Consider the following 26,230-nt stretch of genomic DNA (forward strand, 5'->3'; position numbering starts at 1 on the left):
TCAGCCCCCGATCCTCGGGTCGATGACGCGGTAGGCGAGGTCCAGCAGGGTGCTGATCGTGACGTACACGGCCGCCGACAGCAGCACGACGGCCATCACCACCGGCATGTCCCTGCCCGTCACAGCCTGCATCGCCACCTGTCCGAGTCCGGGCCGGCCGAACAGCACCTCGGTGATCACCGCGCCGCCGAGCAGCGCCCCGGTGAACCAGCCCGCCAGCGTGACGGCCGGGAGCAGGGCGTGCCGGAGCGCGTGCCGGGCGACCAGCGCCCGCTCGGTCAGCCCGCGCGCCCTGCCGGTGACGGCGAACGGCTGCTCCAGGGCCCGTTCCAGCCCGCCGCGCAGCACCTGCCCGAGCACTCCCGCGATGGGCAGGCCCAGCGCGAGCGCGGGCAGCACGAGTGCCTGCGGCCCGGCCGCGCCGGAGACCGGGAACCAGCCGAGCGTGAACGAGAACACCGTCAGCAGCAGGATGCCGATCAGGAAGGGCGGCACCGACACCGACACCAGCTCGGCCGCCGAGGCCACGCCGCGCAGCCACCGTCCTCGGCCCGCCGTGGCCAGCGCGATGACGCCGGCCAGGGTGACCCCGACGGCCGCCGCCGCGAGCGTGAGCTGGGCGGTCGGGCCCGCCTGGGAGGCCATGATCTCGCCCACCCCTCGGTCGAGCTGGTAGGAGCGGCCGAGATCACCGTGCAGCAGCCGCCAGAGATAGTCCAGGTACTGGACCACCTCCGGCCGGTCGAGCCCCCACTCGGCGATGATCTCCGCCCGGATGTCCGGGGTGTCGGCGCCGTCGCCCACCAGGATGTCGACGGTGTCGCCAGGAGCCAGCAACAGCGCCAGGTAGGACGCGGTGGCGGCCGCCCACATGACGGCCAGCCCGGCCCCCGCTCTCTTGGACAGTCGCTTGATCACGTGCCGATCCGGACGTCATAGGCGCTCGCCGGGGTGCCGGAGCCGGGGTCGAAGCCGAGCCCCTGGACGCTCTTCCTGGCGGCGATCTGGTCGGCGGGGACGTAGATCGGGAACACGATCGCCCGCTCGGTCACCACCGCCCGCTGGACCTTGGTGTAGAGCTCCGTCCGCCTGGCCTGGTCGGAGGTGGCGGCCGCCTGGCCGAGCCATTTCTCCACCTGAGGGTCGGAGAAGCGGGTGCGGTTGATCGCGCCGTCGCGCGGCAGGATGAGGTTGAGCGCCGCCCCGACGTCGGAGTCGCCGCGCGAGTTCTCGAAGATCTCGTACGCGTTGTCGTCCACGGCCTTCTGCGCCGTTCCCTGGTCCACGATCCGGACCTGGAAGTCGATCCCGGCGCGCTGCTTGACCTGGGCCTGGATGGCCTGGGCGAGGACGTCGCGGCGGTCCCTGACGAAGGGCGCGGCCGAGACGCTGCGCACGGTGAGCCGCCGGCCGTCCTTGACCCGGAAGCCCTCGGCGTCACGCTCCTGCCAGCCGGCCTCGTCGAGCAGGGCGTTGGCCTTGGCCGCGTCGCCGCCGAAGGTCTTCTCCAGCGAGGCGTCGTAGAACGGGCTCGCCTCACCGACCACACTCCACGCCCTGGTGGCGGTGCCCTGGTAGACGGCCTTGAGCACGGCGTCCAGGTCCACGGCCTCCCGGAACGCCTGCCGTACCCGCTGGTCGTCGAAGGGGGCGTGCTCGGTGTTGAAGTAGTAGGAGAAGGCGGTGCCGGAGTTGAGCGCGGTGGTGAGGGTCAGGCCGGGGTCCTGCTCGATCAGGTTGACCTCGGTGGCCGGGACGCCCTCGATGACCTGCACCTGGCCGGAGGTGAGCGCGCCCACGCGGACGGCGGCCTCGGGCAGGAACCGGTAGGTGATCTCGGACAGGTGCGCCGGGCCCTGGTGGCGGGAGCCGGCGGGCGGCCACGCGTAGGCGGGGTTACGGCGGTAGTGGATCTCCTGGCCCTGCACGTACCTGTCGAGGATGAACGGCCCGGTACCGACCAGGTCGGGGCCGCCGAACCTGACGTCCTCGGCCTCGCGCAGCGACTTCGGCGACACCTGCCCCGCCAGGGGCGAGGCGAGAAAGTCGAGGAACAGCCCGTCCGGCTCCTTCAGCGTGATCCGCACCGTGGTCGGCGACACCACCTCGGCCCGGTCGAACGCCCTCAGCTGGATGGCGGCCACCGCCGGGTTGTAGCCGGGCTCGCGGAACCGGTCGAGGTTGGCCTTGACCGCCGCCGCGTCGAACCTGGTTCCGTCGTGGAACGTCACGTCGTCGCGTAACGCGAAGGTGTAGGTGAGCTCGTCGTCCGAGACCTTCCAGGAGGTGGCGAGCCAGGGCCGGAACGAGCCGTCCCCGGCGCGGGACAGCAGCGCGTCGAACTGGTTGAAGACCAGCAGCCTGGCCTTGTTCTGGGCCCACTGGTGCGGGTTCAGGGTGATCGGCTGGGTCTCGATCGCCCAGGTGAGCGAGGTGCCGGCGGCCTGCTGGACGGGCTGCGCGCCGCAGGCCGCCGTCAGGAGCAGGGCGAGCAGGAGGACGCGTCTCATCGCCGGCCGTCCCAGGCCTTGGCCAGCAGTTCGTAGGAGCGCACCCGGTCGGCGTGGCGGTGCGTGATGGTGGTGATCAGCAGCTCGTCGGCGCCGGTCACCCGGCGCAGCACCCCGAGCCGCTCGGCCACGTCCTCGGGCGAGCCGACGAACTGCGTGTCGGTCCTGTCCCGCACCAGCTCCAGGTCCTCCTCGCTCCAGACGTGCGCGTCGGCCTCCGCCGGGCTGGGGTAGGGCGGGGCGCCCGCGCCGGTCCTGATGCCGCGCACCCACAGCCCGTACGGCTTGGCCAGATCGAGGGCCGTCGCCTCGTCCTCCGCCACCACCACGTCCGCCGACACGATCACGTACGGCTCCGCCAGCGTGCTCGACGGCTTGAACGCCTGGCGGTAGGCCTCGACCGCCTCCAGCACGCCGGCCGGGCTGACGTGGTAGTTCGCCGCGAAGGGCAGCCCGCGCTCGCCCGCGACCCGGGCGCTCTGCCCGCCGCTGCTGCCGAGGATCCATACGTCCACGTCGGCCCCTTCGCCGGGCACGGCGTGCGCCTGGTGGGTGCCGTGCAGGAAGGCGAGGACGTCGTCGATCTGCTCGGCGAAGTCCGGTGTCACCGCCCCCGGCTGCTGGAGCAGGCCGGCCTGGTAGGCCAGGTGGGGGCTCTTCAGGAGCCGCGACCAGTCGAACGCCTTGGGAATGAGCAGGCCGTCCACGATCCTCGGCGGCCGGGCGGGCGGCGGGGCGGCCTGCTGGGCGAGCTCGTTCCTGCGCTGCCCCGAGCGGCCGAGGCCGAGGTCCAGCCGCCCCGGATGGAGCGCGTCGACGATCCCGAACTGCTCGACCACCGACAGCGGCGTCTGATGCCCGAGCTGTACGGCGCCCGAGCCGACCCGGATCGTGCCGGTGGCCGCCGCCACCAGCGCGATCAGCACGGCGGGGGCCGAGCTCGCCACACCGGGGGTGAAGTGGTGCTCGGCCAGCCAGTAGCGGCGGTAGCCGTACTCCTCGGCCCGCTGGGCGAGGTCGACGGTGTTGCGGAGCGCGTCGGCCGCGGTGCCTCCGGAGGTGATGGGGGCGAGGTCGAGAACGGACAGCGTCATGAGGTTCCTCCGGGGAACGGCCTGCTGGGGATCTCCGCGCGCAGCACGGGCGCGATCTCGGCCTGGAACAGCTCCAGGGCGTCCCGGTGCTGTCCGGGAGTGAGCCCGTCGGCGTCGGCGTGCAGGTGCATCGCCTCATGCCCGAACCGCTTGTGGTAGCGCAGCACCTTGTCGATGATCTGCTGGGGGCTGCCGACCAGGAGGGAGCTGCGTTCGATGGCGTCCTCCAGGGTGGGGAACTCCGGCCGCAGCCCGAGCCTGGCGAACAGCGCCAGGCGGGCCTCGTGGATCGGGCGGTAGGTCTCGATCGCCTCCTGCGAGGAGCGGGTGGCGTAGTAGCCGGCGCTGCCCGCGCCGACCAGCGCCTCGGCGGGGTCGTGGCCGTGGTGGGCCCACCGCTCGCGGTAGTGCTCGATCAGCTCGGCGTACGGCTCGATGGGGTTGCTGACGTTGGCCGAGAACAGCGGGTCGCCGTACTTGGCGGCCAGCTCCACCGAGTCCTTGCTGGTGGCGCTGCCGTGCCAGACCCTGATCGGCCTCTGCAGCGGTCGCGGCCAGGTCTCCGCCTCGGTCAGCGACGGCCGGAACCGGCCCTCCCAGGTGACCCTGTCCTCCCGCCAGAGGCGCCGGAACAGCTCGTACCCCTCGCGGTTGCGCTCCCACTGGTCCTCGGCGGTGACGTGGAAGAGCTGCGCCTGGGCGGCGCCGTTGCCCTTGCCGATGATCAGCTCCAGCCTGCCGCCGGAGAGGTTGTCGAGCGTCGCGTAGTCCTCGAACGCGCGCACCGGGTCGAGCAGGCTCAGTGTGGTGACGGCGGTGAACAGGCGGATCCTGGACGTCCGGGCCGCGATGTGGCTGAGCACCACCGGCGGCGAGGAGGACAGGAACGGCCGCTCGTGCCGCTCCCCCACCCCGAACCCGTCGAAGCCCAGCTCCTCGGCCAGGACCGCGTTGTCGACGACCTCCCGCAGACGCTCGGCGTGCGGCCTCGCGTCATGATGCGCGATCAGGGTGATGGCCAGAAATTTCATCGAACCTCCGCATACCGACCGGCCGGGCGCGGCAGGCCGAGCAGCCCGCGCAACGTGCCGGACTCGTACGCGCTCCTGAACACGCCGCGCCTGCGCAGCTCGGCGGTCAGCCCTCGGGTGATCTGCTTCAGGTCGTACGGCACCGCGCCCGGCCGCAGCCGGTAGCCCTGGATGCCCGCCCGGCGCCACTCGATCAGCAGGTCGGCCAGCTCCTCCACGGTGCCGGTGAAGATCGCCGCGTCGGAGGCCAGTTCGGCGCCGTCCAGCTCGTCGAGCCGGGCCTTGCGCTCCGCCGCGTCCCCGCCGAGGAGGACCAGCAGGTCGGCGAAGATCTTCACCTCGCCGGACAGCTCCCTGACCTCGGCCACGATGCTCGCGGCCTGCTCGGCCGAGTGCGGCGTGACGTAGACCACGTCGGCGGCGTTCGCGGCGAACTCGTACGGGATCCTGGCGTGCGCGAGCGCCGTGACCACCGGCTGGCCCTGCGGCGGGCGCGGGGTGATCGACGGCCCCTTCACCGAGAAGAACCGCCCGGCGAAGTCGATGGAGTGGAGTCTGTCCCGGTCGATGAACCGGCCGGTGGGCACGTCGCGGATCTCCGCGTCGTCGTCCCAGCTGTCCCAGAGCCGCCGGGCCACCTCGACCGCGTCGGCGGCCTCCTCGAACAGCGCCCTGAAGTGCTCGCCGTCGACGCGGTCCAGGGGCGGGAACGGTCTGCGCCCGACGTGCTCGTCGTCCAGGCGGTCCAGGGGCGGGAAGTCTCTGCGCCCGAAGTGCCGCGCCTCGGTGCTTCTGGCCGAGACCTGCGGCCGCCAACCGGCCCGGCCGCCGCTGACGTGGTCGAGCGTGGCGATGCCGATCGCCACGTGGAACGGCTCGGTGTGCGTGACGGTGGCGGTCGGCACCAGCCCGATCGAGGTGGTGAGGGGCGCGAGCCGCGCCGCCAGCAGGACCGCGTCGAACCGGCCGCGCACCTGATCGAGGCGCTCGTCCGGCCCGTCGAGCAGCGTGGACTGCGGGCCCAGCGCGTCCTCGATGGTGACGAAATCGAGGAGGCCGCGCTCGGCCTCGGTGACCAGCCCCGCCCAGTAACGGGCGCTGAAGAGCCGCGCCGGCCGCGCGGCCGGCTCTCGCCACGCCGCCGGATGCCAGCCCGCGCCGTCCAGCGCGACGGCCAGGTGCAGCGGACGTTCACTCATGTCAGCTCCAGGTGCTCGCGTAGCGTGCGGCCGGTGTACTCGGTGCGGAAGACGCCGCGCTCTCGCAGCAGCGGCACCACCCGGTCGACGAACTCGTCCAGGCCGCCGGGTGTCAGGTGCGGCACGAGGATGAAGCCGTCCGCGGCGTCCGCCTGCACGTGCTCGTCGATCTGCCGCGCCACGCTCGCGGGGGTGCCGACGAACGTCTGCCGCCCGGTCACCTCGATCACCAGCTCGCGGACGGACAGGTGCTTCTCCTCGGCCAGCGCCCGCCACTTCGCGGCCACGGCCGCCCGGTCGCCGAGCGCGACCCGCCCCTGCGAGATCCCGTCGGACAGGTCCGGCTCGATGTCCGGCAGCGGGCCGTCCGGATCGACGGCCGACATGTCGCGCCCCCACACCTGCTCCAGGAAGGCGATCGCGGTCTGCGGCCCGACCTGCAGGCGGCGGATCTCCGCCGCCCGCTCGGCGGCCTCCTCCTCGGTGTCGCCCAGCGCGTACGTGGCCGCCGGCATGATCTTCAGCGTGGACGGCTCGCGGTCGTACCGGGCCAGGCGGCGCTTGACGTCGGCGTAGAAGGCCCGGCCGTCCTCCAGGGTGCCGTGCCGGCTGAAGATCACGTCCGCTGCGGAGGCGGCGAACTCCCGGCCCTCGTCGGAGTCACCGGCCTGGATGATCACCGGATGGCGCTGGGGGCTGCGGGGCAGGGTGAACCGGCCTTCGACGGTGAACTGCTCGCCCCGGTGCCGGAACGCGCCGACGTCACCCGTCCGTACGAACCGGCCGGAATCCTGGTCGGCGACCAGCGCGTCCGGCTGCCAGGAGTCCCACAGCGTCCGCGAGAGCCGGACGAACTCGCCGGCGCGCCGGTAGCGGTCGGCGCGGTCGAGGTAGCCGCCACGGCGGAAGTTCTCGCCGGTGAAGGCGTCGGAGCTGGTCACCACGTTCCACGCGGCCCGCCCCTCGCTCAGGTGGTCGAGCGTGGACAGCCGCCTGGCCAGCTCGTACGGCTCGTTGAAGGTGGCGTTGACCGTGCCGGCGAGGCCGAGCCGGTCGGTCACGGCGGCCAGCGCGCTCAGCACGGTGAGCGCCTCCGGCCGGCCCACCACGTCGAGGTCGTGGATGCGCCCTTTCAGCTCGCGCAGCCGCAGCCCTTCGGCCAGGAAGAAGAAGTCGAACGTGCCCCGCTCGGCCGTCCTGGCGAGATGGACGAACGAGGCGAAGTCGATCTGGCTGCCGGAGCGCGGGTCGGCCCAGACCGTGGTGTTGTTCACCCCTGGGAAGTGCGCGGCCAGGTGTACGCGCTTACGCGGCCGGGTCATCGGTCCCGCCGGGTCGTTGAGAGGTCTGATCGAGTGGGCGGCTGAAAACAGGCATGCCGAAATGAACGGACACCGAAGCTCCCTGGGAGAAGTCAGGCTTGGGCGACGAACCGGCCGAAGCGGCCGCTGTGGTAGAGGAGGGGGCGGGCCGGGCCGCGCACGTTCGCCTCGGCGACCAGCCCCACCACGAGGATGTGGTCACCCACCTCGCGGGTCTCGTACGGCAGGCAGACCAGGTGCGCCGACACGTCCTGTAGCAGCGGCGCGCCCAGCGGGCCGGGCCGCCACCGGGTGGGCTCGGCGAACCGGTCGATGCCCTTGCGGGCGAATCGCGCCGCCACGTCGGCCTGGTCGCCGGCCAGCATGTTGACCGCGAAATGGTCCGCCGCCCGCAGTGACGGCCAGGTGCTGGAGGAGCGGTCCACGTAGAAGGAGACCAGCGGCGGGTCCAGGCTGACGGAGCAGAACGACGTCGCGGTCAGCCCCACGGGAAGGCCCTCGCTGCGGGCGGTGATCACCACCACCCCGGCGGGATGGACGGCCAGCGCCCGCCGGAAGCCGTCGGCGTCCACCGTGCGGTCGGGCGCCAGGGGATCGGAAACCGTGTCCGTCATGACTCCGTCGCCTCCGGCTCGGCGTCGTCGTCGGGGAGGTCGTACCAGTGCGTCTCGGCGGGGAATGGGTCAGAGGTCATGATCACGAGATTGCTCCTCACAGGAGAGACACCTCGCCCGCGGTCAGCGCACGCGGGAGGGAGGACGTCGGTGAGAGCGTGAGCGCCGTCGGCCACGCCAGGAGAAGTCGGAGGGAAGGAACGTCTTCGTGATCAACGACACTGCGCGCTGACGACGTGACCGAAGTCCACGTGCGCGCGCTTGGTCAGGTTGATGCCCTGGCTCATACCTGGAACGTACGCTCCGCTCCCCTTAAAGTCAACATTTCCTACTGGCTTTACATGAAAAGCTCACGACTGGGCCGCGGGCACCGGAATCGCGGGGAAGGGGTTGTCCGGCAGCAGGATGCACCTGCGCGCCTGCTCCGGCTTCATCGCGGCGTCGAAGTGGAGCAGTGCCGCGCCGATCCCGGCGGCCCCGACCAGGTAACCGGTGTCCGCCGACACCTCGCCGGGCCGTAGCCGGCGGTAGGCCTGGTACCAGCGCATGCCCCGCCCGTCGTAACCGGTGGCGCGGCCGATGAGGTGGGTGGCGAGGGTCTCGGCGTAGGTCGCGTACAGGGGACGCCCGGTCGCCGCCCACAGCCCGACGAACAGCTCCAGCAGGCCCGCGGCGCCACAGCACTGGCAGGCCACGTTCCAGAACCCGGCCGTCTGCCGGTGCGGGGCGCCGCTCTCCATGATGCCGCGCGCCAGCCGCTCCACCCAGTCGAGGTGACCGGGGTCGCCGGTCGCCCGGTGCAGCTCGTAGAACATCCGGGCCACCCCGGCCGAACCGGAGCAGAACCCCAGATAGTGCAGTCCTCTGCCCTGCGGCACGTGGTGCGGGACGACGGCGCACCGGCCGGCCACGACGCCGACCTCACGGACGAAGCCCGCCCCCCGCAGCGCGGCGTTGAGGAAACGCCCCTCACCCGTGCGCGCGTACAGGCGGGCCAGCAGGAAGGCGGTGCCCGCCGTGCCGGACAGGAACCCGGGCGTGACGGCGTCCTCGGGCAGCCCCGGGCAGTCGCCGAAGCGGTGGCCGGGCACCGCGAGGTCGGCGATCCGCTCCCCCGCGGCCAGCGCGACCTCCTCGTAGGCGGGCACGCCGAGCACCGTGGCGGCCCGCAGCAGGCCGAGCACGATCCCGCCGTCACCGCTCTGCGCGGGGTCGCCGGTCCAGCCGGGACCGCCCCCGAACGGGCGGGCCGCCTGGACGATCCGGTCCGCGGCGGCCACCGCCGCCTGCTCGAACCGCTCGTCGCCGAGGGCCCAGCCCGCCTCGGTGAGCGCGACGACGACGCCGGAGAGGCCGTGGTAGAGGGACAGGTCCGTCTGGTCCTGCCAGGTGGCGGCGAGGTAGCGGGCCCCGGCGCGGGCGTCCTCCAGGTAGGCCTCGTGGCCGGTCGCGGCGGCGAGGTCGAGGAAGAACAGCACGATGCCGGCCGCCCCGGCGTACAGGGAGGCGGGTTCGGTGTCGACGGCCGCCCTCCCCCTGGGGTCGGGGTTGGCTCGCCAGTGCCGCCCGCGTTCGTCGTCGGCCGCGGCGGAACGAATCCATCGCCCGGCCATGATCGCGGCGGTCATCGGTGTCTCGACGTGGTCGCTCGGTGAGCGGGTTCTGTCCAAACCCATGCTTTGAAGCATCCCACATAGTTGGTAGGTAATGAGGTGATACTTGCCAGTCCTTAGGAGGGATGATCGTGCCCCTGCCGGACTTCCTCATCGCAGGCGCGCCCAAAGCCGGGACGACGGCCCTGCACGCCGCTCTGCACCGCCATCCGCAGCTGTACATGTCACCGGTCAAGGAGCCCAAGTTCTTCCTCACCGACGGCCCGCCGCCGGCCAGAGGCGGGCCGGGCGACGCCAGGACCTACCGCGAGCACGTCTGGCGGCGCGAGGACTACGAGGCGCTGTTCGCCGCCGCGCCCGCCCGCACCCTGAAGGGCGAGGCGACCCCCTTCTACCTGTACGACCTGAACGCGCAACGCCGTATCCGGACGACGATACCGGAGGTGAGGATCATCGCGATCCTGCGTGACCCGGTCGAGCGGGCCCACTCGAACTGGACCCACCTGTGGTCGGCCGGGCTGGAGCCGATCGACGACATGGTGCGGGCCTGCGCCGAGGAGAGCGAGCGGATCTCCGCCGGCTGGGCGCACTTCTGGCACTACACGGCCCTGGGCCGCTACGGCGGGCAGCTCGCTCACCTGTTCACGCTGTTCCCCCGGGAGCAGGTGCTGATCTTCCGCTACCGCGACCTGGTGGACCGGCCGGCCGAGACGCTGGACCGGATCTGCGCGTTCCTCGGCGTACGGCAGGGCCTGGTCACCCAGGTGCCGAGGGAGAACGTGACGGCCCACCCGGACGCGAGCCCGCGCCACGCCCTGCTGTCGTCGTTCCGGCGGCGCCTGCCCGCCACGCTGGCCGCGCCCATCGAGACGCTGCTCCAGCACCGGGGCGAGTCGCGCCGGCCGCTGACCTGGGAGCAGCGCAGCCGGCTGCTGCCCTACTTCGCCGACGACATCGCCCTGCTGGGGCAGGTCACCGGCGACGACTTCGGCGACTGGCTCGGGCCCAAGTCCCGCTCCGGCGGACTGGTCGGCACCCGGCCGCCGAGCCAGCGCCAGTCCAGGAACGGCCGGGCGGCGTCGCTCTGATCAGCGCAGCCCGGGTGCGGACTCAGGTGCGGAGTTCGGTGCGGAGCTCGTGGGTCCCGTCGGCGCGGGTGTACTCGTAGTAGAGCCGGGTGCCGCCCGCCGGCAGGTCGACGAGGTCGAGATAGCGCAGGCCGCCGCCCTGGTGCGGCGACGCCGCCGCCGGGGCGTCGCCGTACGGGGTGAGCGAGCCGGGCTCGGCTCCCACCGCGACGCCGGTGCGCTCCTCGTAGTTCTCCGCCGCGCTGGCCCGCCCGTCGTAGAACGCCAGCACGCGTTCGCCGTCGAACCGGACGGCGCTGACGCGGGTGCCCCGCGCGTCCCACTGGCCGGGGCGGCCGCTCAGCGCCGTGCCCTGCCAGGTCCACTCCAGGCCGTCGGCGCTGGTGGCGTAGTCGGTCACCATCTGGTCGGCCTCGTCGGGGTCGTCCAGCGGATGGCAGGAGGCCCACAGGTGCCAGACCTCGCCGCGCCGTACGATCACCGGATCCTTCACCCCCGTCTTCGGGGCGCCGGGCAGGACGATCCGGCGCGCGGCCGGATCGAACCCGGCGGGGTCGCCGGCCTCCAGCACCTCCACCCGCCAGTGCTTGGTGCCCGGGGTGGCGCAGCTGAGGTAGAGCCGCCAGCGGCCCTGCGGCAGGCGCACCAGCGCGGGGCGCTCCAGGGACTCGGCGTCCATCTGCTCGCGGGTGATCGTGGCCAGCGTCTCGAAGCGCTCGCCGTCGCGGGAGCGGGCGATCACCACCGCGTAGCCCCGCCCCTCCCCCACCGGGCGGCGCAACCGGTAGGCGAGGTGGATCCACCCGTCCCCGGCGACGGCACTGGGCGCGCCCGCCCAGTGCCCCTCCCCGGTGACCGGGGGCAGGACCGCGACGGCCGCACGGTCGGGATCGGGCAGCAGGCCGCCGAGAACGTCCTCATTGATCGACATGGACGCGAGATTAGGCCACGACGGGGAGCCAGGCATGCCTGGTCACCTTCCTTTTAGAATTCCATGTAATGCCTATGGACATTACCGGAAATCCGTGGCCGGCACGGCTAGCCGGCGTCCTGCCCCTGCTCTTGCTCTCGCTCCTGCTCCTGCTCTTGCTCCTGCGCCTGTTCGCCGCCCCCGGCGACGTCCAGGAGGTACGCCCCCGCGTCGGGCAGGGTGATGCCGAAGCTGTCCTCGGCGACCGGCTCGCCTTCGGCCGTGACCGCCTTGAACCGGGTCTCGCGGGTCGGGCCGTCACCCGTGATGTGGCCGCACAGGTGGCCGGTCCGGTCGTACACCGCCCAGCGGCCCGGCCCCACCTGGGGCAGCGCCGAGGGATTGTCCTTGAGCCACTGCGCGTTGGCGCCGTGCCCGACCCGCACATCGTCGTTGTTGCGGACACTGCTCATGTCGCCTGTCACTCTCGGATAGGGAGTGTTCCCCGGCAGGGGACCACATCTCCGAGCCTATCCGCTCGCCGGTCCCCTGCTAGTCGGACAGCCCGTTGCGCAGCTTGGTGAGCACGGCGCGCAGGATCCGCGACACGTGCATCTGGGAGATGCCGAACTCGGCGGCGATCTCGGCCTGGGTCATGTTGCCGTAGAAGCGCATCAGCAGGATGTTCTTCTCCCTGGTCGGCAGGGCGTCGATGAGCGGCTTGACGGAGTGCTTGTCGAGCAGCACGTCGAGCGAGCCGTCCTGCGCCGGGAGGAAGTCACCCAGCTCGGCCGCGTCCTCGCCGTCGCCGACGGGCGCGTCCAGGGACAGCGCGCTGTAGGCCGTGGACGCCTCCAGTGTGAGCAGCACCTCCTCTTCCGAGATGCCCATCTTGGCCGCCAGCTCGGCGACGGTCGGCGAGTGGCCAAGCGTCTGGGTCAGCTCGGCGGTGGCCTTGTTGAGCTCGATCCGCCGCTCCTGGTAGACGCGCGGCACCCTGATGGCCCACGTACGGTCCCTGAAGTGACGCTTGACCTCGCCGATCATGGTGATCATCGCGTAGCCGCGGAACTCGTGGCCGAGCTCGGCGTCGAAGCCGTTGACGGCCTTCATCAGCCCGACGTACGCGGCCTGGCGCAGGTCCTCGACGGGCTCGCCACGGTAGCGGTAGCGGCGGGTGACGTCGGACACGAGCCCGTCGTACATCTCCACCAGGCGTTCACGGATACGTGCCTTCAGAAGCTCGGAGGTCTGCGGCTTGACCATCTCGGCCAGAAGCTCTTCGGCGTTCATCTGCTCGAGTGCGATATCCAGGACGGCCATGTGATGCTCCAAAATTCGCCGGCGGCCCGCCCATGGAAAAAGCCCAGGCAGAGGCACGCCACGTACACGTGAGGCAAGAAGCCCTCTGCTGGACTTCGAGATCAATTTTGCCCCACAGAACGGCCAACGAACCTGCAAAAGGTCACAAAAAAGTCACGGACCCTCTTCGCGCTGGTCAGCGCACCGCCCTTGTACCGGAACCAAGCGCTGGACATGGTTCCCACCCGTGACCGTCAAGGGCGGCGCGCCCCGAGCGGCGGCGGGCGGACCGGCTGCGACGTTGCCGCTGGCAGATCTTCACCCGCCCGACAGGTGCAGGAGCTCAGCATGGTGGATCTCGGATTCGTCGGCCCCAGCCGCCCGGCCCAGGACTACCGTTTCGTCAAGGTGACCGACGGCGACACCCCTACGATCGAGATGTCGATCCGCATGGTGTCCATCGACACCCCGGAAAGTCAGCTCGGCGGCAGCCCGCCCACCGCCCAGGCCACCCTCGACCGGGCCAGGACCCGCCTGAGCGACGGCACGTACGACGCGCTGCCGGAGGACCTGCGCGAGCATCTCATCGCCCGCCTCACCCCTGACGCCGCCCAGCGGCACCTGACCGCCGGCAAGCTGGCCGCCGAAGCCCACAAGAGCATGGTCAGCACCCGGCTCACCCGCCGGGACGGCTCACAGCGCAAGATGGCGGTCATCGCCACCGGCGAACTGGTGGAACGGAACGGCCGGCTGCTCGCCTACACCGCGCCCTGGTTCACCGGCTCGGACGCCGACCCGCTGCCGCCGCGCGACCACCCCGACCGCAGGACGTTCAACCTCGACATGGTCGCCCTCGGCTGGGCCGCCACCTTCGTCATCTACCCCTCCATCCCGCGCGCCTCGGACCTGAACCTGCTCATCGACGAGGCCGACACGGCGTGGCGGGAGCAGCGCGGCGCCTGGCACCAGTTCGGCTCCGACCTGCTGCTCGGCTATGAGTACCGGGCCTGCCTCAAGCTCGGCGACCGGACCCTGGACGATCCCGCGGACGCCATCGCGGCCGCCTACCAGCGGGTGTGCGTGGACATGCGCACGCTGACCGAGGTCGGCCTGTTCGGCTACCACCAGGTGCCTCCGGCGCAGCGGCTGTGGATCTGGGCCACCGACCTGGAACAGGCCCGCAAGGACCTGCCGCTCACCTGACCCCGCGCCGCGAGCGGCGGCTCACACCGCTCGCGGCGCACGCAGGGTCGCGGCCTGGGCCGTCACCTGGACGCGAGCGTGCCGTGCGGGTCGAGCACGTACTTGCGCGCCGCGCCCTCGTCGAACTCGTGGTAGCCGCGCGGAGCGTCGTCCAGCGAGATCGGCGTGGCGTTGACCGCCTTGGCGATCTGCACCCGGTCATGCAGGATCGCCTGCATGAGCTGACGGTTGTACCGCATGACCGGGCACTGGCCGGTGACGAAACTGAGCGACTTGGCCCAGCCGAGGCCGATCTTGATCGACAGCGAGCCGTGCTGGGCCGCCTCGTCCGCCGCGCCGGGGTCGCCGGTCACGTACAGGCCCGGAATGCCGAGCCCGCCACCCGCCCGGGTGACGTCCATCACCGTGTTGAGCACGGTCGCGGGCCGCTCCGTCTCCGCCTCCTTGCCGTGGCCACGGGCCTCGAAGCCGACGGCGTCCACGGCGCAGTCCACCTCGGGTTCGCCGAGGATCTGCTCGATCTGGTCCTTCGGCTCGCCCAGGGCCACGTTGACGGTCTCGCAGCCGAAGCTGTGGGCCTGGTCCAGGCGTTCCTTGTTCAGGTCGCCGACGATCACGACGGCGGCGCCGAGCAGGAACGCCGAGCACGCCGCGGCGAGCCCGACCGGGCCGGCCCCGGCGATGTAGACGGTCGAGCCCGGCTTCACCCCGGCGCTCACACAGCCGTGGAACCCCGTCGGGAAGATGTCCGCGAGCATGGCCAGGTCGAGGATCTTCTCCATCGCCCGGTCCCTGTCCGGGAACTTCAGCAGATTCCAGTCGGCGTACGGCACCAGGACGTAATCGGCCTGGCCGCCTACCCAGCCGCCCATGTCGACGTAACCGTAGGCCGAGCCGGGCCGGTCCGGGTTGACGTTCTCGCAGACGCCGGTCTTGCCCTCCTTGCAGTTGCGGCAGCGGCCGCAGGCGATGTTGAACGGCACGGACACGAGGTCGCCGGTCTTGATGTACTCCACGTCGGGACCGGTGTCGACCACCTCGCCGGTGATCTCGTGACCGAGGACGAGGCCCGTCGGGGCCGTGGTGCGGCCGCGGACCATGTGCTGGTCGCTGCCGCAGATGTTGGTCGCGACCGATTTGAGGATCGCCGCGTGGGGCAGTTTGCGGCCCACGTTGGCCGGGTTCACGCCCGGGCCGTCCTTGAGCTCGTAGTCGGGGTAGTCGGTCTCGCGTACCTCGACTCTGCCTGGACCCTCGTAGGAGACTCCTCTGTTACCGGGCATGACGGTGCCCTCTCCCTTGTACGCGGTGTGAATGCTGGGTCGTCACGTGGTCATCGATCACCTCCCGTGTCCGGGGCGCCAGCGGCGGACGCCGTGCCCCAGACGCTCCCGGAGCTCGTCGTGGTGCGGACGCCGGGCCGCCGGCACCTCCCCCGCCGCCGCCTCCTCGGCCGTCTCGCCGCGCGACTCGCGGGCGCCGGCGATCTCACCGGCGGTGCCCTGCTCGGCCTCCTCCGGCACCTCGCGCGCCGGGCGCGCCACCAGGTCGTACACGAATACGGCCAGCACGGCGCCGACGACGGGACCGATGATGTAGACGCCGAACTGCGCCCACGGCGTGTCACCGCCGAACACGCTGGTCGTCAGGTACGGGCCGAAGGTGCGGGCCGGGTTGACCGCGCCGCCCGTCATCGGGCCGATCACGAAGATCTCACCCGCGACGGCGATGCCGATCATCCACCCCGCCCAGCCGGTCGGCGCCCGGCGGTCCACCGCCATCGCCATGATCGTGAGCATCAGCAGGAACGTTCCCATCACCTCCAGCAGGATGCCCTGCCCATAACTCACGCCCTCGCCGAGAGCGGTGAGCCCGGTGCCGAGGTCCGCCGCCCGGCGGCCGAAGCCGCCCACGATGAGCAGACCGCCGGCGAACGCGCCGACAAGCTGCGCCACGATGTACGGCAGCACCTCCGACCACGGGAACCTGCGGCCCGCCGCCAGCGCGATGGTGACGGCCGGATTGATGTGCGCGCCCGAGGTGGTGCCGAAGGCGTAGATGACGATCGCGACGACCACGGCGAACGACAGCGAGATGAAGCCGAGCCCGGCGTAGGTGAGCTCACCGTCGCCCATGAGCAACGCGGCCACCACGGAGCCGGCTCCGAAGATCACCAGCAGCATTGTTCCGATGGCTTCCGCGACGAGACGCCGCGGAAGGTCTCCGACCATCGCTACCCCCAGATGACGATGGTTCCCAATACCCCAACCTCTGTACCTACCCACCTTTTTGGACGGTTCACCCGCAACGCCGGTGAACCTCATCCAGCCGCTGGGTGAGACCGGCCCTGTCGAGGTGTTCGAGCAGCGGAACGGCGACCCTGCGGGTGGTGTCGAGCGCGCGTCTGGCCTGGCTGACCGTGAACGGTTGCGGCAACCGGCGCAACAGCTCGGCCGCCCGCGCGTCGGCCCCCGGCAGCAGCACGATCCCCTCGCCCACCCGCAGCAGACTCCCGGCCCGCACCGCGGCGGCCAGCTCCCTCGGCCCCAGCCCCAGCTCCGCCAGCCGCCCCGCCTCCGGCGCCTGGAACGGCCGCGCCGCGAGCTCCTGTCTCACCCGCTCCACCGCTCGCCTCACCGACGCCGGCAACCCCGCCGCCCCCGCCACGATCCGCCCGCCGACGAGCGCCAGCGGCGGCCGCACCAACGCCCCGACCAGCCGCCGATCAGGCAGCCCCAGCTCATGCCGAGCCGCCTCGACCGGCATCCCGGGCTCCAGCGGATGACCGCCCCCGTACTCCCGCACCACCTCCACCAGCCGCCGGCCCAGTTCCTCCCAGTACGCCGGATCGGCGTACCACTCCCCTGCCACCCCGGGCCCCCCGGGCGCCACCCCCATGGCCCGCAGATCAGCGGCACGCAACAGCCGATGAACACGCAACGCGAACGCCACGTCCGGCCCACCCGGCGTGGCAGCGGGGGCAGAGGACGCGGCGGGCGTGAGGGGTGCGGCAGGTGCGGGGGGTGCGGCGGGCTTCGGCAGGGCTGTTTCGAGCAGCGCGGCTCGCTCCCTGGCGGCGCCCCGACGGCGGAGAGCCGGTGGGTGAACGTCGAGGACGAGCGCACCGGCGAGGACGCGGACCTCGGAGCGGTCGCGGCCGGGGTCACGACCGGGGTCGCGCAGCAGCAGCACGTCGCCGAGGTGCAGCGGCACCGGCCGGCCCAGGCGCAGCCGTACGACGCGCCCGCCGAGCGGCCGTGCCTCGGCCGTCACCGCCGCCGACCCCACGTGGACGGTCAACCGCCGAGGCAACCCGGCGGCCTCCTGAAGCGCCCCGACGGGCTGGACGCGTACGTCCACCAGGTCCGTGTACGTCCACCCGCCTGGCGTGACAAGCGCCTGCCCCCGGTCGGGGAGGTCGTGGCCGCGCAGGTTGACCGCCACCCGGGCGACCCCGGACACCGTGTCCCGCGCCTCCTTCAGCGACTCCAGGCCCCTCACCCGCACCGGCTCACCGGCGAGCAGCAGCTCATCACCCACCGAGACCGTCCCGGCGGGCAATGTGCCGGTCACCACCGTCCCGCTGCCGGTCACACTGAACGCCCGGTCGATCCACAGCCGGACCGCCGCCCCCGGATCCGGCCGAGGCAGCCCAGCCACCAGTCCGTCCAACGCCCGCCGCAGCTCAGGCAGCCCCTGACCGGTACGCCCGCTGACGGCAACCGCCACCACCCCACCGACCTCCCCACCAAGGACGGCATCCGGACGGCTGCGAGCCCGCCCACCGAGGGCCGTGGTCAGGCGGGTGCGGGACCGCTCGATCGCTGGGGCCGGGTCGGCGAGGTCGGATCGGGTCACCACCAGCAGGCAGTGGCGTACGCCGAGGGCCTCCAGGGCCACCAGGTGCTCCTCCGACTGCGGCATCCACCCCTCGTCGGCCGCCACCACGAACATCACGGCCGGCACCGGCCCGACCCCCGCCAGCATCGTGCCGAGGAAGCGCTCATGTCCTGGTACGTCCACGAACGCGAGCCGTTCCCCCGATGGCAGCACCGTCCACGCGTACCCGAGCTCGATGGTGAGGCCGCGCCGGCGTTCCTCCTCCAGCCGGTCGGGCTCCATGCCGGTGAGTGCCCGTACCAGGGTGGACTTGCCGTGGTCGACGTGACCCGCGGTGGCCACGACGTGCATCAGCCCGGCACCTCCGCGACCCGCAGCACGGCGCGTGCCACGTCGTCGTCGCGTTCGGGCGGGACGGTGCGCAGGTCCAGCAGCAGGCGGGCGCCCTCGATCCGGCCGGCGACCGGCGGGTCGCCCGTCCGCAGCGGGACGGCGAACCGTTCGGGCAGGCTCACGGCGGCGCTCGGCAGCCGCACGCCGGGCGCGCCGCCGCCCCCGACGGCGGCCTCGCTCGGCACCCCCAGCGCGTCGACCCCGGCGCGGGCCAGTCGACCGGCCAGGGCGGCGGCGCGCTCCGACAGTGCGGCCGGATCGGCGTGCAGCGCCTGCCGGACCGGCGGGACGGGGCCGCGCAGCGTCGCCTCCAGCGCGGCGAGCGTGAGCTTGTCGACCCGCAGCGCGCGGGCGAGCGGGTGCCGGCGGCAGCGTTCGACCAGGTCGCCCCGGCCCAGGAGGAGTCCCGCCTGCGGCCCGCCGAGCAGCTTGTCGCCGCTGGCCGTCACCAGGTCAGCGCCCGCCTCGATCATGGAGGTGGCGTCGGGTTCGGCGGGCAGCAGCGGCTCACGGGCCAGCAGGCCGGAGCCGATGTCCACGACGACGGGCACGCCGAGCCCGATCAGCTCCGGAACCTCGGCCGAGCCGGTGAAGCCCTCGATCCGGAAGTTCGACGGGTGGACCTTGAGCACGAACCCGGTCTCCGGCCCGACCGCGCCGGCGTAGTCGCGGACGGAGGTGCGGTTGGTGGTGCCCACCTCGCGCAGCCGCGCCCCGGTAGAGGCGAGCAGGTCGGGGATGCGGAACCCGTCACCGATCTCCACCAGCTCGCCCCGGCTGATCACGATCTCCCGCCCGGCGGCGAGGGCGGTGGCGATCAGGACGAGAGCGGCGGCGTTGTTGTTGACGACGTGCACGTCCTCGGCGGCGGGCACGGCACCGGCGAGCGCCTCCAGCGTGCCCCGGCCCCGCCGCGCCCTGGCGCCCGTCACGAGGTCGAACTCCACGTCGGCGGGCCCGGCGGCGGCGGTGATCGCCTCGACGGCCGCCGCCGACAGCGGTGCCCGGCCGAGGTTGGTGTGGATCAGCACGCCCGTGGCGTTGACGACCGGACGCAGGCTCGCCGCGCGGGCCGGGAGCGCCGTCACCGCCGCGTCGGCCACCTCCTCGGGGCCTATCTCGCCCTGCCGTGCCCGCTCCTGCGCCGCTGCCACCGCTGCCTTGACCACCGACCTGCCCAGCCGCCCGCCCGCCTCGACCAGGCGCGCGTCGGCGAGCACGGCGTCGGTGCGGGGCACCAGCCTGCGTCGGTCCTCCATATTCCGAACGTAACCGGAGGCGGACGGGAATCGAACCCGCCAGGCCGAGGACCTCGGCCTCGTCGGTTTTGAAGACCGCGGGGGCCACCAGGCGCCCAGACACCTCCACGGCAGAACCTACCCACCACCGGGTGGGTGACCCGCCGTCATGGGCGCGGGAGCCGGTGAGTGGGTGACCTGCCGTCATGGGCGCGGGAGCCGGTGGGTAGATGGCCCGCCGTCATGGGAGAGAAGCCACCCAACGCTGGGTAGGTGGCCCACCGTGATGAGCGCCACGGCACCCGCGAATCCGGTCAGGCTGACGCAGTACGCCCACGGAGGCGGCTGCGCCTGCAAGATCCCGCCCGGCGAGCTGGAGTCCATCGTCGCCGACCTCATCACCGGGGCCGATCCCCCCATATCTCCGTACCCCCGTTCTCCTGGCGAGTTGGTGGTGGGTCTGGAGGATGGGGACGACGCCGCCGTGGTGCGGATCGACGGGGGCCGGGCGGTCGTGCTCACCGCCGACTTCTTCACGCCGGTGGTGGACGACCCGTACGACTGGGGGCGGATCGCGGCGGCCAACGCCCTGTCCGACGTGTACGCGGTCGGCGGGGAGCCCTTGGTGGCGGTGAACCTGCTCGGGTGGCCCCGCGAGCGGCTGCCGCTCGAACTGGTGAGGGAGGTGCTGCGCGGTGGCCTGGACGTGGCGCGGGAGGCGGGCTGCCACGTCTCCGGCGGTCACAGCGTGGACGACCCGGAGCCGAAGTACGGCATGGCGGTCACCGGGCTGGCCGACCCGGCACGGCTGCTGCGCATCGACGCCGCCCGGCCGGGGCTGCCGATCTCGCTGACGAAGCCGCTGGGCATCGGGGTGCTGAACTCGCGGCACAAGGCCACGGGCCAGGTCTTCCCGCAGGCGGTGACGGCGATGACCACGCTGAACCGCGACGCCTCGCGCGCCGCGCTGGCCGCCGGGGTGGCGTGCGCGACGGACGTGACCGGGTTCGGCCTGCTCGGCCACCTGTACAAGCTCGCCCGTGCCGGTGGGGTGACGGCGGTGGTGGACGTGGCGGCGGTGCCGTACCTGGAGGGCGCCCGGGAAGCGCTGCGCGACGGCTACGTGAGCGGCGGCACTCGCCGTAACCTCGGCTGGGTGCGGCCCTGGCTCGACCCGGGCGGCTTCGGCGAGGACGAGCAGCTGCTGCTCGCCGACGCCCAGACCTCGGGCGGCCTCCTGATCGCCGGCGAGCTCCCGGGCGCGCCGGTCATCGGCGAACTGATCCCCCTGAACGGCCCCCGCCTACTCCTTCGCTGACGCCTCTTCGAGGCGCCGTCGCTGGGGGACGACGGTGTACTTGGGGTCGGCGGCCGAGGCGCGCCCCGCTTCGAGGATGCCGAAGCGGGTGCACAGCGAGCCCGCCGTGAGGGCGAGGCCGGACAGGGCGGTGAGCGCGCGGCTGCGCCCGGCGACCACCGCGAGCAGCCCGCCGCCCGCCGTCAGGACGCGCGCGGCCCGCATGAGCCGACCGGCCCGTCCCATCCTGTACGGCTCGCCGACGAACCCGAGCCGGCGTTCCATCGCCTGGCCCGCGACCGTCTCCATGCCCGCCCCGAGCGCGGCCACGGCGCGGGCGGGACCGGCGTGGGCCCGGGGCGTGCCGAGCATGCCGACCGCCCCGGCGGCGGCCATGGCGCTGCCCGCGAACAGGAACGGCAGCTCCCGGTACCCCTCGTGCCAGGCGGGCACGGCGGTGTCGGCGACCAGGACGGCGGTGTAGGTGGCGGTCAGCGGCCCGGTCACCCCGGTGACCAGAAGCGCCGCGTCGCCGGCGGCCGGCAGGACGCCGCTCAGGTGCCCGACCGGCAGCGTGCCGCTCAGGTCCCCGGCCAGCGCGGCGGCCGACAGCCCGCCCTGGGCGGCCAGGATCCACGAGCCGACGCTCATCGGCGAGGTGGGCTTGAAGACCCGCAGCATGTTGAGGAACCGTTCGGGCCTGCCCAGTTCGGCGGCGAGCAACGCGGTTCCGAAGACCGCCCCGGCCGCCGCCGCGACGCGGGCGGTGCGGGCCAGGCGGTCGTGGCCGGTCAGCCGGGCCATGACGGCCATCGAGGACGAGACTCCCGACAAACCCCCCAGATACAGATATGTCGGCATATGCGGTTCGTGCCAGATGGGAGCCTTGATCACCGGGCGGCCATAGTAGGACCGGAACTCCGCCTCCGGCACCATCGCCCGTTCCCGCGTCACCGCCCCTCCCCCGTGCCCAGAAAGGCGAGGGCCACGGCGCCCACCGCCGACAGCGCGGCCGCGCCCGCCCAGCGCCACATGGCGGGCAGGTCGCGGGTGGTCACCACGGGATCCGGTGGCAGGCCGTACACCTCGGGCTCGTCCAGCAGCAGGAAGAACGCCCCCGCCCCGCCCACGCCGTCGCCGGGACTCTCGCCGTACAGGCGGGCCTCGTCGTTGCCGTCGGCGCGCAGCCGGGTGACCCGCTCCTCGGCGCGCTCCCGCAGCTCGTCGAGCGGCCCGAACTGGATCGAGTCGGTGGGGCACGCCTTGGCGCAGGCCGGTTCGAGGCCGCCGAGCTGCCGGTCGTAGCACATCGTGCACTTCCAGGCCCGCCCGTCGTCCTCCCGCCGGTCGATGACGCCGTACGGGCAGGCGGGCACGCAGTAGCCGCACCCGTTGCAGACGTCGGGCTGCACCACCACCGTGTCGAACTCGGTCCGGAACAGCGCACCGGTCGGGCAGACGTCCAGGCAGGCGGCGTGCGTACAGTGCTTGCAGACGTCGGAGGACATCAGCCACCTATCCACGCCGTCGTCACCGCCGGCGGCCACCGGCCGGGACTGCTCGATGAACGCGACGTGCCGCCAGGTGCTCGCCCCCAGCATGCCGGTGTTGTCGTAGGAGGTCGCCTCGAAGACGAAACCGTCGTCGGGGAGCCCGTTCCACTCCTTGCAGGCCACCTCGCACGCCTTGCACCCGATGCAGACGCTCGTGTCGGTGAAGAAGCCCATCCGCTCAGCCATGGCGGTACCTCTCCAGCAGGTCGAGCGCCGCCCGGCCCCTCGGCCGGCGGCCCGGCCGCACGTCACAGGTCATTGCCTTGCCCTCCTGGATGTAGACGTTCGGGTCGAGCACCAGCGGCATCAGGTCGTTGGCGACGTCGCCGGTGACCAGGCCGCCGCCGCCCCACCCCCAGTGGTACGGCAGGCCGACCTGGTGCACGATCCCGCCCCCGACGCGCAGCGGCCGCATCCGCCCGGTGACCAGCACCCTGGCCTCCACCACGGCACGGCTGGTCACGATCGTGGCCCAGCCGCCGTTGTCCAGCCCCAGCTCGCCGGCGAGCTGCGGCGACACCTCGCAGAACAGCTCGGGCTGCAACTCGGCAAGGTAGGCGAGCGGCCGGCTCATCGCGCCCGCCGTGTGGTGCTCGGTCAGCCTGTACGTCGTCAGCACGTACGGGAAGCGTCCCCCGGGCTCGTTGTACGGACTCTCCGGCCGGTGGTAGGTGCGGCGCGCGGGGTTGGCCTGCTGGGCGTACAGGGGATTGCCGACCGGGGACTCGTGCGGCTCGTAGTGGGCGGGCAGCGGGCCGTCGACGAGCCCCGCCGGGACGTACAGCCAGCCCTTGCCGTCGGACTGCATGATGAACGGGTCGGTGCCGGCGAGCGCGTCCTGGGCGCGGGCGCCCTCGGGCGGCACGTAACCGGGCGGCTTGCCGAGCTCGCAGTCGGGCACGTCTTGCCCGGTCCACTCGCCGCGCTCGGCGTCCCACCACACGTACGCCTTGCGCTCGCTCCACGGGCGGCCCTCGGGGTCGGCGGAGGCCCGGTTGTAGAGGATGCGCCGGTTGGCCGGCCACGCCCAGCCCCATTCGGGCGCCACTGCGCTCTGCTCGCGGCCGGGGCGGCGGCGGGCGGCCTGGTTGACCTCGTCGGCGTACACCCCGCAGTAGATCCAGCAGCCGCAGGTCGTGGAGCCGTCGGGCCGGAGCTGGGTGGAGGTGGACAGGGCCCGCCCGTCCGGGCCGACGCCGTTGATCTCGCGGAGCACGGCCTCGGCCGAGGGCTCCCGGTGCACGCCGTGCTCCGGGTAGTCCCAGGTCAGCTCGCGCACCGGCCGGTCGATCTCGTCGTCGGCCAGCCGCCGCCTGATCAGCTTGCCGAGGTGGTAGTAGAACCACAGCTCGCTGCGGCACTCGCCGGGCGGGTCGAGCGCCTTCTCCCGCCACTGGAGCAGCCGCTGGGTGTTGGTGAACGTGCCTTCCTTCTCCACGTGGCTCGCGGCGGGCAGGAAGAACACCTCGGTGCCGATGTCCTCGGTGCGCAGCTCGCCCGTCTCCAGCTCCGGGCCGTCCTGCCAGAACGTGGCGGTCTCCACCAGGGTCAGGTCGCGGACGACGAGCCAGTCGAGGTTCGCCAGGCCGAGGCGCTGCGCCCGGCCGCCGGAGGAGCCGACGGCGGGGTTCTCCCCCACCACGAAGTAGCCCTTCACGGTGCCGTCGATCTGGCCCATCACGGTGGTGTAGTGGCCGTGGTCGCCGGTCAGGCGTGGCAGGTGGCCGAAGCAGAAGTCGTTCGCCTCGGTGGCGGCCTCGCCCCACCACGCCTTGAGCAGGCTCACCAGGTAGGCGCGCCGGTTGCCCCAGAAGCCCGTGGTGCCGCCCTCCAGCTCCAGGTAGTGGTCCAGGCCGCCGTGCCGCTCGGCGTGCGGCATGTCCAGGTAGCCCGGCAGGATGTTGAACAGCGTCGGGATGTCGGTCGAGCCCTGGATGCTGGCGTGGCCGCGCAGCGCCAGGATGCCGCCGCCGGGCCGCCCCATGTTGCCGAGCAGGAGCTGAAGGATCGAGGCGGTGCGGATGTACTGCGCGCCCACGGTGTGCTGGGTCCAGCCGACCGAGTAGACCCAGGCGGTGGTGCGCTCGCGGCCGGAGTTCGCGGTGACGGCGTCGGCCAGCTCGGCGAAGCCGTCGCGCGGGATGCCGCAGAGCCGCTCGACCAGCTCCGGGGTGTAGCGGGCGAAGTGCCGCTTCAGGATCTGGTAGACACAGCGCGGGTGGGTCAGCGTCGGGTCCGTGCGCGGGCTGGGGTGCGCGGCGGGCCCGCCCGCCCCGTACGTGTCCGATCCGGCCACCGCGGCATCCTGGCGGCCTCCCTCGGCCTGCTCGGCCGACGGCTGCTCGCCCGTGGACTCGTACGCCCAGCTCCGCGGATCGTAGGTGGCCGTCTCCGGGTCCCAGCCGGAGAACAGGCCGTCGAGGTCCTCGGTGTCGCGGAAGTCCGCGGACACGATCGTGGCGGCGTTCGTGTAGGCCAGCACGTACTCACGGAAGTCCAGCTCGTTCGCCAGCACGTGATTGATCAGCGCGCCGAGCAGCACGATGTCACTGCCCGCGCGGATCGGCAGGTGCCGGTCGGCCATCGCGCTGGTGCGGGTGAACCGCGGGTCGACGTGGAACACCCTGGCCCCGCGCGCCTTCGCCTCCATCACCCACTGGAACCCCACCGGGTGGCATTCGGCCATGTTGGAGCCCTGGATGACGATGCAGTCCGCCCCTGCCAGGTCCTGCTGGAAGGTCGTCGCGCCGCCACGCCCGAAGCTGGTCCCCAGACCGGGGACGGTGGAGGAGTGTCAAATACGCGCCTGGTTCTCCACCTGGATGGCGCCGAGGGCGGTGTAGAGCTTCTTCATCAGGTAGTTCTCTTCGTCGTCGAGCGTCGCCCCGCCCAGACTGGCGATGCCCATCGTGCGGCGCACGACCTTGCCCTCGTGGGTCTCCTCCCAGGTGTCCCGCCGGGTGCGCACCACCCGGTCGGCGATCATCTCCATCGCGGTGTCCAGGTCGAGCCGCTCCCAGCCGGTGCCGTACGGCCTGCGGTAGAGCACCTGGGTCTGGCGGCCCGGATGGGTGACGAGCTGCTTGCTCGCCGAGCCCTTGGGACACAGCCGCCCCCGGGAGATCGGCGAGTCGGGGTCGCCCTCGATCTGGGTGACCTTGCCGTCCTGGACGTAGACGAGCTGCCCGCAGCCGACCGCGCAGTAGGGGCAGATGGAGCGGGCCACGGTGGCGGCGTCCTCGGTACGGGGGCGCAGCGCGTCGGTGCGGGCCGACCGTGCGGCGTCGCTCCTGCCGTCCTCGCCCCTGAGCTGCCGAATCACCGGCCAGCGGGCCAGCCATCCCCTTCCTGGCATAGTGCGACCTCTGCCCCGTTCTGGGCGCTCTACTCACCACCGGCAAGCGCTCGGCTAGATTCGCCGACCGGGTCCGAACCCTGAGCGAAGAAGGAGACCATGAAACACGAGTACGAGGCCACGTTCCTGTCCGTCGACGTCGTCGATCTCCGGGCCAGGCTGACCGCCCTGGGCGCCGTCCAGGCATTCCCCCGCACTCTCCTCACCCGCAGGATCTTCGAGAACGACGCCCTCCGCAGCGGCCGGTGGCTCCGCCTGCGCGACGAAGGAACCCGTACCACTCTCACGCTCAAGCACGTCACGGACGCCACCGTCATCGACGGCACCACCGAGATCGAGACCGAGGTCGGCGACCCGCACGCCATGGCCGAGATCCTCCACGGTCTCGGCCTGCGCGAGGTCCGCTACCAGGAGAACTACCGCGAGGAGTGGCGCCTCGGCGACATCGCCTTCGACATCGACACCTGGCCCGGCCTGCCGACCTTCGTCGAGATCGAAGGCCCGGACGAGGCGGCGGTCCGCCGGGCCGCGTCGCTCCTCGGCTTCGACTACTCCGAGGCCCGGTTCGGCAGCGTCGACGAGATCTACAAGAGCGAGATGGGCCGCGACATCCTCGCCGAACCCACCCTCCTCTTCTCCCCTCGCGAACGCGGCGGAGCCGGGTGAGC

22 protein-coding genes and 1 tRNA gene are annotated in these 26,230 nt (G+C 72.5%); 4 read left to right on the top strand and 19 right to left on the bottom strand.

The window, feature by feature from the left end; translation table 11 throughout:
* From ACTMTF_RS09070 to ACTMTF_RS09105, 8 genes are all read right to left on the bottom strand, one after another.
* On the bottom strand, positions 1 to 918 hold the full coding sequence (locus ACTMTF_RS09070; protein ID WP_441110185.1) for an ABC transporter permease: 918 nt from the start codon (positions 916 to 918) through the stop codon (positions 1 to 3).
* Positions 915 to 2,510 carry an ABC transporter substrate-binding protein gene (locus tag ACTMTF_RS09075; protein WP_441110186.1) on the bottom strand — a complete coding sequence of 532 codons (1,596 nt, stop codon included), beginning with the start codon at positions 2,508 to 2,510 and terminating at the stop codon, positions 915 to 917. The genes ACTMTF_RS09070 and ACTMTF_RS09075 overlap by 4 nt, the downstream gene beginning before the upstream one ends.
* Positions 2,507 to 3,604, bottom strand: coding sequence for an LLM class flavin-dependent oxidoreductase (locus ACTMTF_RS09080; protein WP_441110187.1), 1,098 nt, complete (start codon positions 3,602 to 3,604; stop codon positions 2,507 to 2,509). Before ACTMTF_RS09080 ends, ACTMTF_RS09075 begins: the two co-directional genes overlap by 4 nt.
* Positions 3,601 to 4,635, bottom strand: a complete 1,035-nt coding sequence (locus ACTMTF_RS09085; RefSeq protein ID WP_441110188.1) for an LLM class flavin-dependent oxidoreductase — start codon at positions 4,633 to 4,635, stop codon at positions 3,601 to 3,603. Before ACTMTF_RS09085 ends, ACTMTF_RS09080 begins: the two co-directional genes overlap by 4 nt.
* The gene (locus tag ACTMTF_RS09090; protein ID WP_441110189.1) at positions 4,632 to 5,834 is read right to left on the bottom strand and encodes an LLM class flavin-dependent oxidoreductase; all 1,203 of its coding nucleotides are present in this window, start codon (positions 5,832 to 5,834) and stop codon (positions 4,632 to 4,634) included. The genes ACTMTF_RS09085 and ACTMTF_RS09090 overlap by 4 nt, the downstream gene beginning before the upstream one ends.
* Complete coding sequence (locus ACTMTF_RS09095; protein ID WP_441110190.1) at positions 5,831 to 7,156, bottom strand: NtaA/DmoA family FMN-dependent monooxygenase; 1,326 nt, start codon at positions 7,154 to 7,156, stop codon at positions 5,831 to 5,833. Before ACTMTF_RS09095 ends, ACTMTF_RS09090 begins: the two co-directional genes overlap by 4 nt.
* 92 nt (positions 7,157 to 7,248) lie before the next feature.
* Positions 7,249 to 7,770: a flavin reductase family protein gene (locus ACTMTF_RS09100; RefSeq protein ID WP_441110191.1), complete on the bottom strand. Its 522-nt coding sequence runs from the start codon at positions 7,768 to 7,770 to the stop codon at positions 7,249 to 7,251.
* 350 nt (positions 7,771 to 8,120) lie between these two features.
* The gene (locus ACTMTF_RS09105; RefSeq protein ID WP_441110192.1) at positions 8,121 to 9,446 is read right to left on the bottom strand and encodes a lanthionine synthetase LanC family protein; all 1,326 of its coding nucleotides are present in this window, start codon (positions 9,444 to 9,446) and stop codon (positions 8,121 to 8,123) included.
* A 62-nt stretch (positions 9,447 to 9,508) separates the two neighbouring features.
* On the opposite strand from ACTMTF_RS09105, the gene ACTMTF_RS09110 reads away from it, so the two are divergent.
* On the top strand, positions 9,509 to 10,471 hold the full coding sequence (locus tag ACTMTF_RS09110; protein ID WP_441110193.1) for a sulfotransferase family protein: 963 nt from the start codon (positions 9,509 to 9,511) through the stop codon (positions 10,469 to 10,471).
* A gap of 22 nt (positions 10,472 to 10,493) precedes the next feature.
* Here the strand turns inward: ACTMTF_RS09110 and ACTMTF_RS09115 are convergent, their stop codons facing one another.
* The 3 genes from ACTMTF_RS09115 to ACTMTF_RS09125 all read right to left on the bottom strand — a co-directional run bounded on the left by ACTMTF_RS09115 (position 10,494) and on the right by ACTMTF_RS09125 (position 12,704).
* Entirely contained in the window at positions 10,494 to 11,402 is a 909-nt protein-coding gene (locus ACTMTF_RS09115; RefSeq protein WP_441110194.1) for a hypothetical protein, read from the bottom strand.
* A gap of 107 nt (positions 11,403 to 11,509) precedes the next feature.
* Positions 11,510 to 11,854, bottom strand: a complete 345-nt coding sequence (locus ACTMTF_RS09120) for a hypothetical protein (protein ID WP_441110195.1) — start codon at positions 11,852 to 11,854, stop codon at positions 11,510 to 11,512.
* A gap of 79 nt (positions 11,855 to 11,933) precedes the next feature.
* Positions 11,934 to 12,704: a SigB/SigF/SigG family RNA polymerase sigma factor gene (locus tag ACTMTF_RS09125; RefSeq protein ID WP_397016273.1), complete on the bottom strand. Its 771-nt coding sequence runs from the start codon at positions 12,702 to 12,704 to the stop codon at positions 11,934 to 11,936.
* Positions 12,705 to 13,031: 327 nt separating this feature from the next.
* Here ACTMTF_RS09125 and ACTMTF_RS09130 point away from each other — a divergent pair, with 327 nt between their 5' ends.
* The gene (locus ACTMTF_RS09130; protein WP_441110196.1) at positions 13,032 to 13,886 is read left to right on the top strand and encodes a hypothetical protein; all 855 of its coding nucleotides are present in this window, start codon (positions 13,032 to 13,034) and stop codon (positions 13,884 to 13,886) included.
* 62 nt (positions 13,887 to 13,948) lie between these two features.
* Here ACTMTF_RS09130 and fdhA read toward each other — a convergent pair whose 3' ends face one another.
* The 5 genes from fdhA to ACTMTF_RS09155 form a co-directional block, all read right to left on the bottom strand.
* Positions 13,949 to 15,169 (bottom strand): formaldehyde dehydrogenase, glutathione-independent, encoded by a 1,221-nt coding sequence (gene fdhA / locus ACTMTF_RS09135; protein WP_441110197.1) that lies wholly within the window; start codon positions 15,167 to 15,169, stop codon positions 13,949 to 13,951.
* Positions 15,170 to 15,226: 57 nt separating this feature from the next.
* On the bottom strand, positions 15,227 to 16,210 hold the full coding sequence (locus ACTMTF_RS09140) for an MIP/aquaporin family protein (protein WP_441110198.1): 984 nt from the start codon (positions 16,208 to 16,210) through the stop codon (positions 15,227 to 15,229).
* A complete protein-coding gene (locus tag ACTMTF_RS09145) occupies positions 16,185 to 18,077 on the bottom strand; it encodes a SelB domain-containing protein (RefSeq protein ID WP_441110199.1) in 1,893 nt (630 codons plus the stop codon). The genes ACTMTF_RS09140 and ACTMTF_RS09145 overlap by 26 nt, the downstream gene beginning before the upstream one ends.
* Positions 18,077 to 19,378 (bottom strand): L-seryl-tRNA(Sec) selenium transferase, encoded by a 1,302-nt coding sequence (gene selA / locus ACTMTF_RS09150; protein ID WP_441110200.1) that lies wholly within the window; start codon positions 19,376 to 19,378, stop codon positions 18,077 to 18,079. Before selA ends, ACTMTF_RS09145 begins: the two co-directional genes overlap by 1 nt.
* Before the next feature lie 14 nt (positions 19,379 to 19,392).
* Positions 19,393 to 19,485, bottom strand: a tRNA-Sec gene (locus tag ACTMTF_RS09155).
* 158 nt (positions 19,486 to 19,643) lie between these two features.
* Between ACTMTF_RS09155 and selD the strand changes: the two genes are divergently transcribed.
* Positions 19,644 to 20,675: a selenide, water dikinase SelD gene (gene selD / locus ACTMTF_RS09160; protein WP_441110201.1), complete on the top strand. Its 1,032-nt coding sequence runs from the start codon at positions 19,644 to 19,646 to the stop codon at positions 20,673 to 20,675.
* Here selD and nrfD read toward each other — a convergent pair.
* From nrfD to fdh, 3 genes are read right to left on the bottom strand one after another with little or no spacing between them, the layout of a single operon-like run.
* Positions 20,661 to 21,608 carry an NrfD/PsrC family molybdoenzyme membrane anchor subunit gene (gene nrfD / locus ACTMTF_RS09165; protein ID WP_441110202.1) on the bottom strand — a complete coding sequence of 316 codons (948 nt, stop codon included), beginning with the start codon at positions 21,606 to 21,608 and terminating at the stop codon, positions 20,661 to 20,663. The genes selD and nrfD overlap by 15 nt on opposite strands.
* Positions 21,605 to 22,393 (bottom strand): 4Fe-4S dicluster domain-containing protein, encoded by a 789-nt coding sequence (locus ACTMTF_RS09170; RefSeq protein ID WP_441110203.1) that lies wholly within the window; start codon positions 22,391 to 22,393, stop codon positions 21,605 to 21,607. Before ACTMTF_RS09170 ends, nrfD begins: the two co-directional genes overlap by 4 nt.
* On the bottom strand, positions 22,386 to 25,562 hold the full coding sequence (gene fdh, locus ACTMTF_RS09175; RefSeq protein WP_441110204.1) for a formate dehydrogenase: 3,177 nt from the start codon (positions 25,560 to 25,562) through the stop codon (positions 22,386 to 22,388). The genes ACTMTF_RS09170 and fdh overlap by 8 nt, the downstream gene beginning before the upstream one ends.
* A gap of 99 nt (positions 25,563 to 25,661) precedes the next feature.
* On the opposite strand from fdh, the gene ACTMTF_RS09180 reads away from it, so the two are divergent.
* Positions 25,662 to 26,228: a class IV adenylate cyclase gene (locus tag ACTMTF_RS09180; protein ID WP_441110205.1), complete on the top strand. Its 567-nt coding sequence runs from the start codon at positions 25,662 to 25,664 to the stop codon at positions 26,226 to 26,228.
* The last annotated feature ends 2 nt before the right edge of the window (positions 26,229 to 26,230 follow it).

Origin of the sequence: Nonomuraea sp. ZG12 (genome assembly GCF_052068115.1) — a bacterium.
Classification (GTDB): domain Bacteria; phylum Actinomycetota; class Actinomycetes; order Streptosporangiales; family Streptosporangiaceae; genus Nonomuraea.

Coding starts and splice junctions, on each gene's coding strand:
- ACTMTF_RS09110 (WP_441110193.1), top strand. CDS start 9,509: ATGATCGTGCCCCTGCCGGACTTCCTCATCGCAGGCGCGCCCAAAGCC.
- ACTMTF_RS09170 (WP_441110203.1), bottom strand. CDS start 22,393: ATGGCTGAGCGGATGGGCTTCTTCACCGACACGAGCGTCTGCATCGGG.
- ACTMTF_RS09085 (WP_441110188.1), bottom strand. CDS start 4,635: ATGAAATTTCTGGCCATCACCCTGATCGCGCATCATGACGCGAGGCCG.
- selD (WP_441110201.1), top strand. CDS start 19,644: ATGAGCGCCACGGCACCCGCGAATCCGGTCAGGCTGACGCAGTACGCC.
- ACTMTF_RS09145 (WP_441110199.1), bottom strand. CDS start 18,077: ATGCACGTCGTGGCCACCGCGGGTCACGTCGACCACGGCAAGTCCACC.
- ACTMTF_RS09140 (WP_441110198.1), bottom strand. CDS start 16,210: ATGAGGTTCACCGGCGTTGCGGGTGAACCGTCCAAAAAGGTGGGTAGG.
- ACTMTF_RS09120 (WP_441110195.1), bottom strand. CDS start 11,854: ATGAGCAGTGTCCGCAACAACGACGATGTGCGGGTCGGGCACGGCGCC.
- ACTMTF_RS09130 (WP_441110196.1), top strand. CDS start 13,032: ATGGTGGATCTCGGATTCGTCGGCCCCAGCCGCCCGGCCCAGGACTAC.
- ACTMTF_RS09115 (WP_441110194.1), bottom strand. CDS start 11,402: ATGTCGATCAATGAGGACGTTCTCGGCGGCCTGCTGCCCGATCCCGAC.
- ACTMTF_RS09125 (WP_397016273.1), bottom strand. CDS start 12,704: ATGGCCGTCCTGGATATCGCACTCGAGCAGATGAACGCCGAAGAGCTT.
- ACTMTF_RS09075 (WP_441110186.1), bottom strand. CDS start 2,510: ATGAGACGCGTCCTCCTGCTCGCCCTGCTCCTGACGGCGGCCTGCGGC.
- ACTMTF_RS09180 (WP_441110205.1), top strand. CDS start 25,662: ATGAAACACGAGTACGAGGCCACGTTCCTGTCCGTCGACGTCGTCGAT.
- ACTMTF_RS09090 (WP_441110189.1), bottom strand. CDS start 5,834: ATGAGTGAACGTCCGCTGCACCTGGCCGTCGCGCTGGACGGCGCGGGC.
- fdhA (WP_441110197.1), bottom strand. CDS start 15,169: ATGCCCGGTAACAGAGGAGTCTCCTACGAGGGTCCAGGCAGAGTCGAG.
- ACTMTF_RS09100 (WP_441110191.1), bottom strand. CDS start 7,770: ATGACGGACACGGTTTCCGATCCCCTGGCGCCCGACCGCACGGTGGAC.
- ACTMTF_RS09080 (WP_441110187.1), bottom strand. CDS start 3,604: ATGACGCTGTCCGTTCTCGACCTCGCCCCCATCACCTCCGGAGGCACC.
- ACTMTF_RS09105 (WP_441110192.1), bottom strand. CDS start 9,446: ATGGGTTTGGACAGAACCCGCTCACCGAGCGACCACGTCGAGACACCG.
- ACTMTF_RS09095 (WP_441110190.1), bottom strand. CDS start 7,156: ATGACCCGGCCGCGTAAGCGCGTACACCTGGCCGCGCACTTCCCAGGG.
- selA (WP_441110200.1), bottom strand. CDS start 19,378: ATGGAGGACCGACGCAGGCTGGTGCCCCGCACCGACGCCGTGCTCGCC.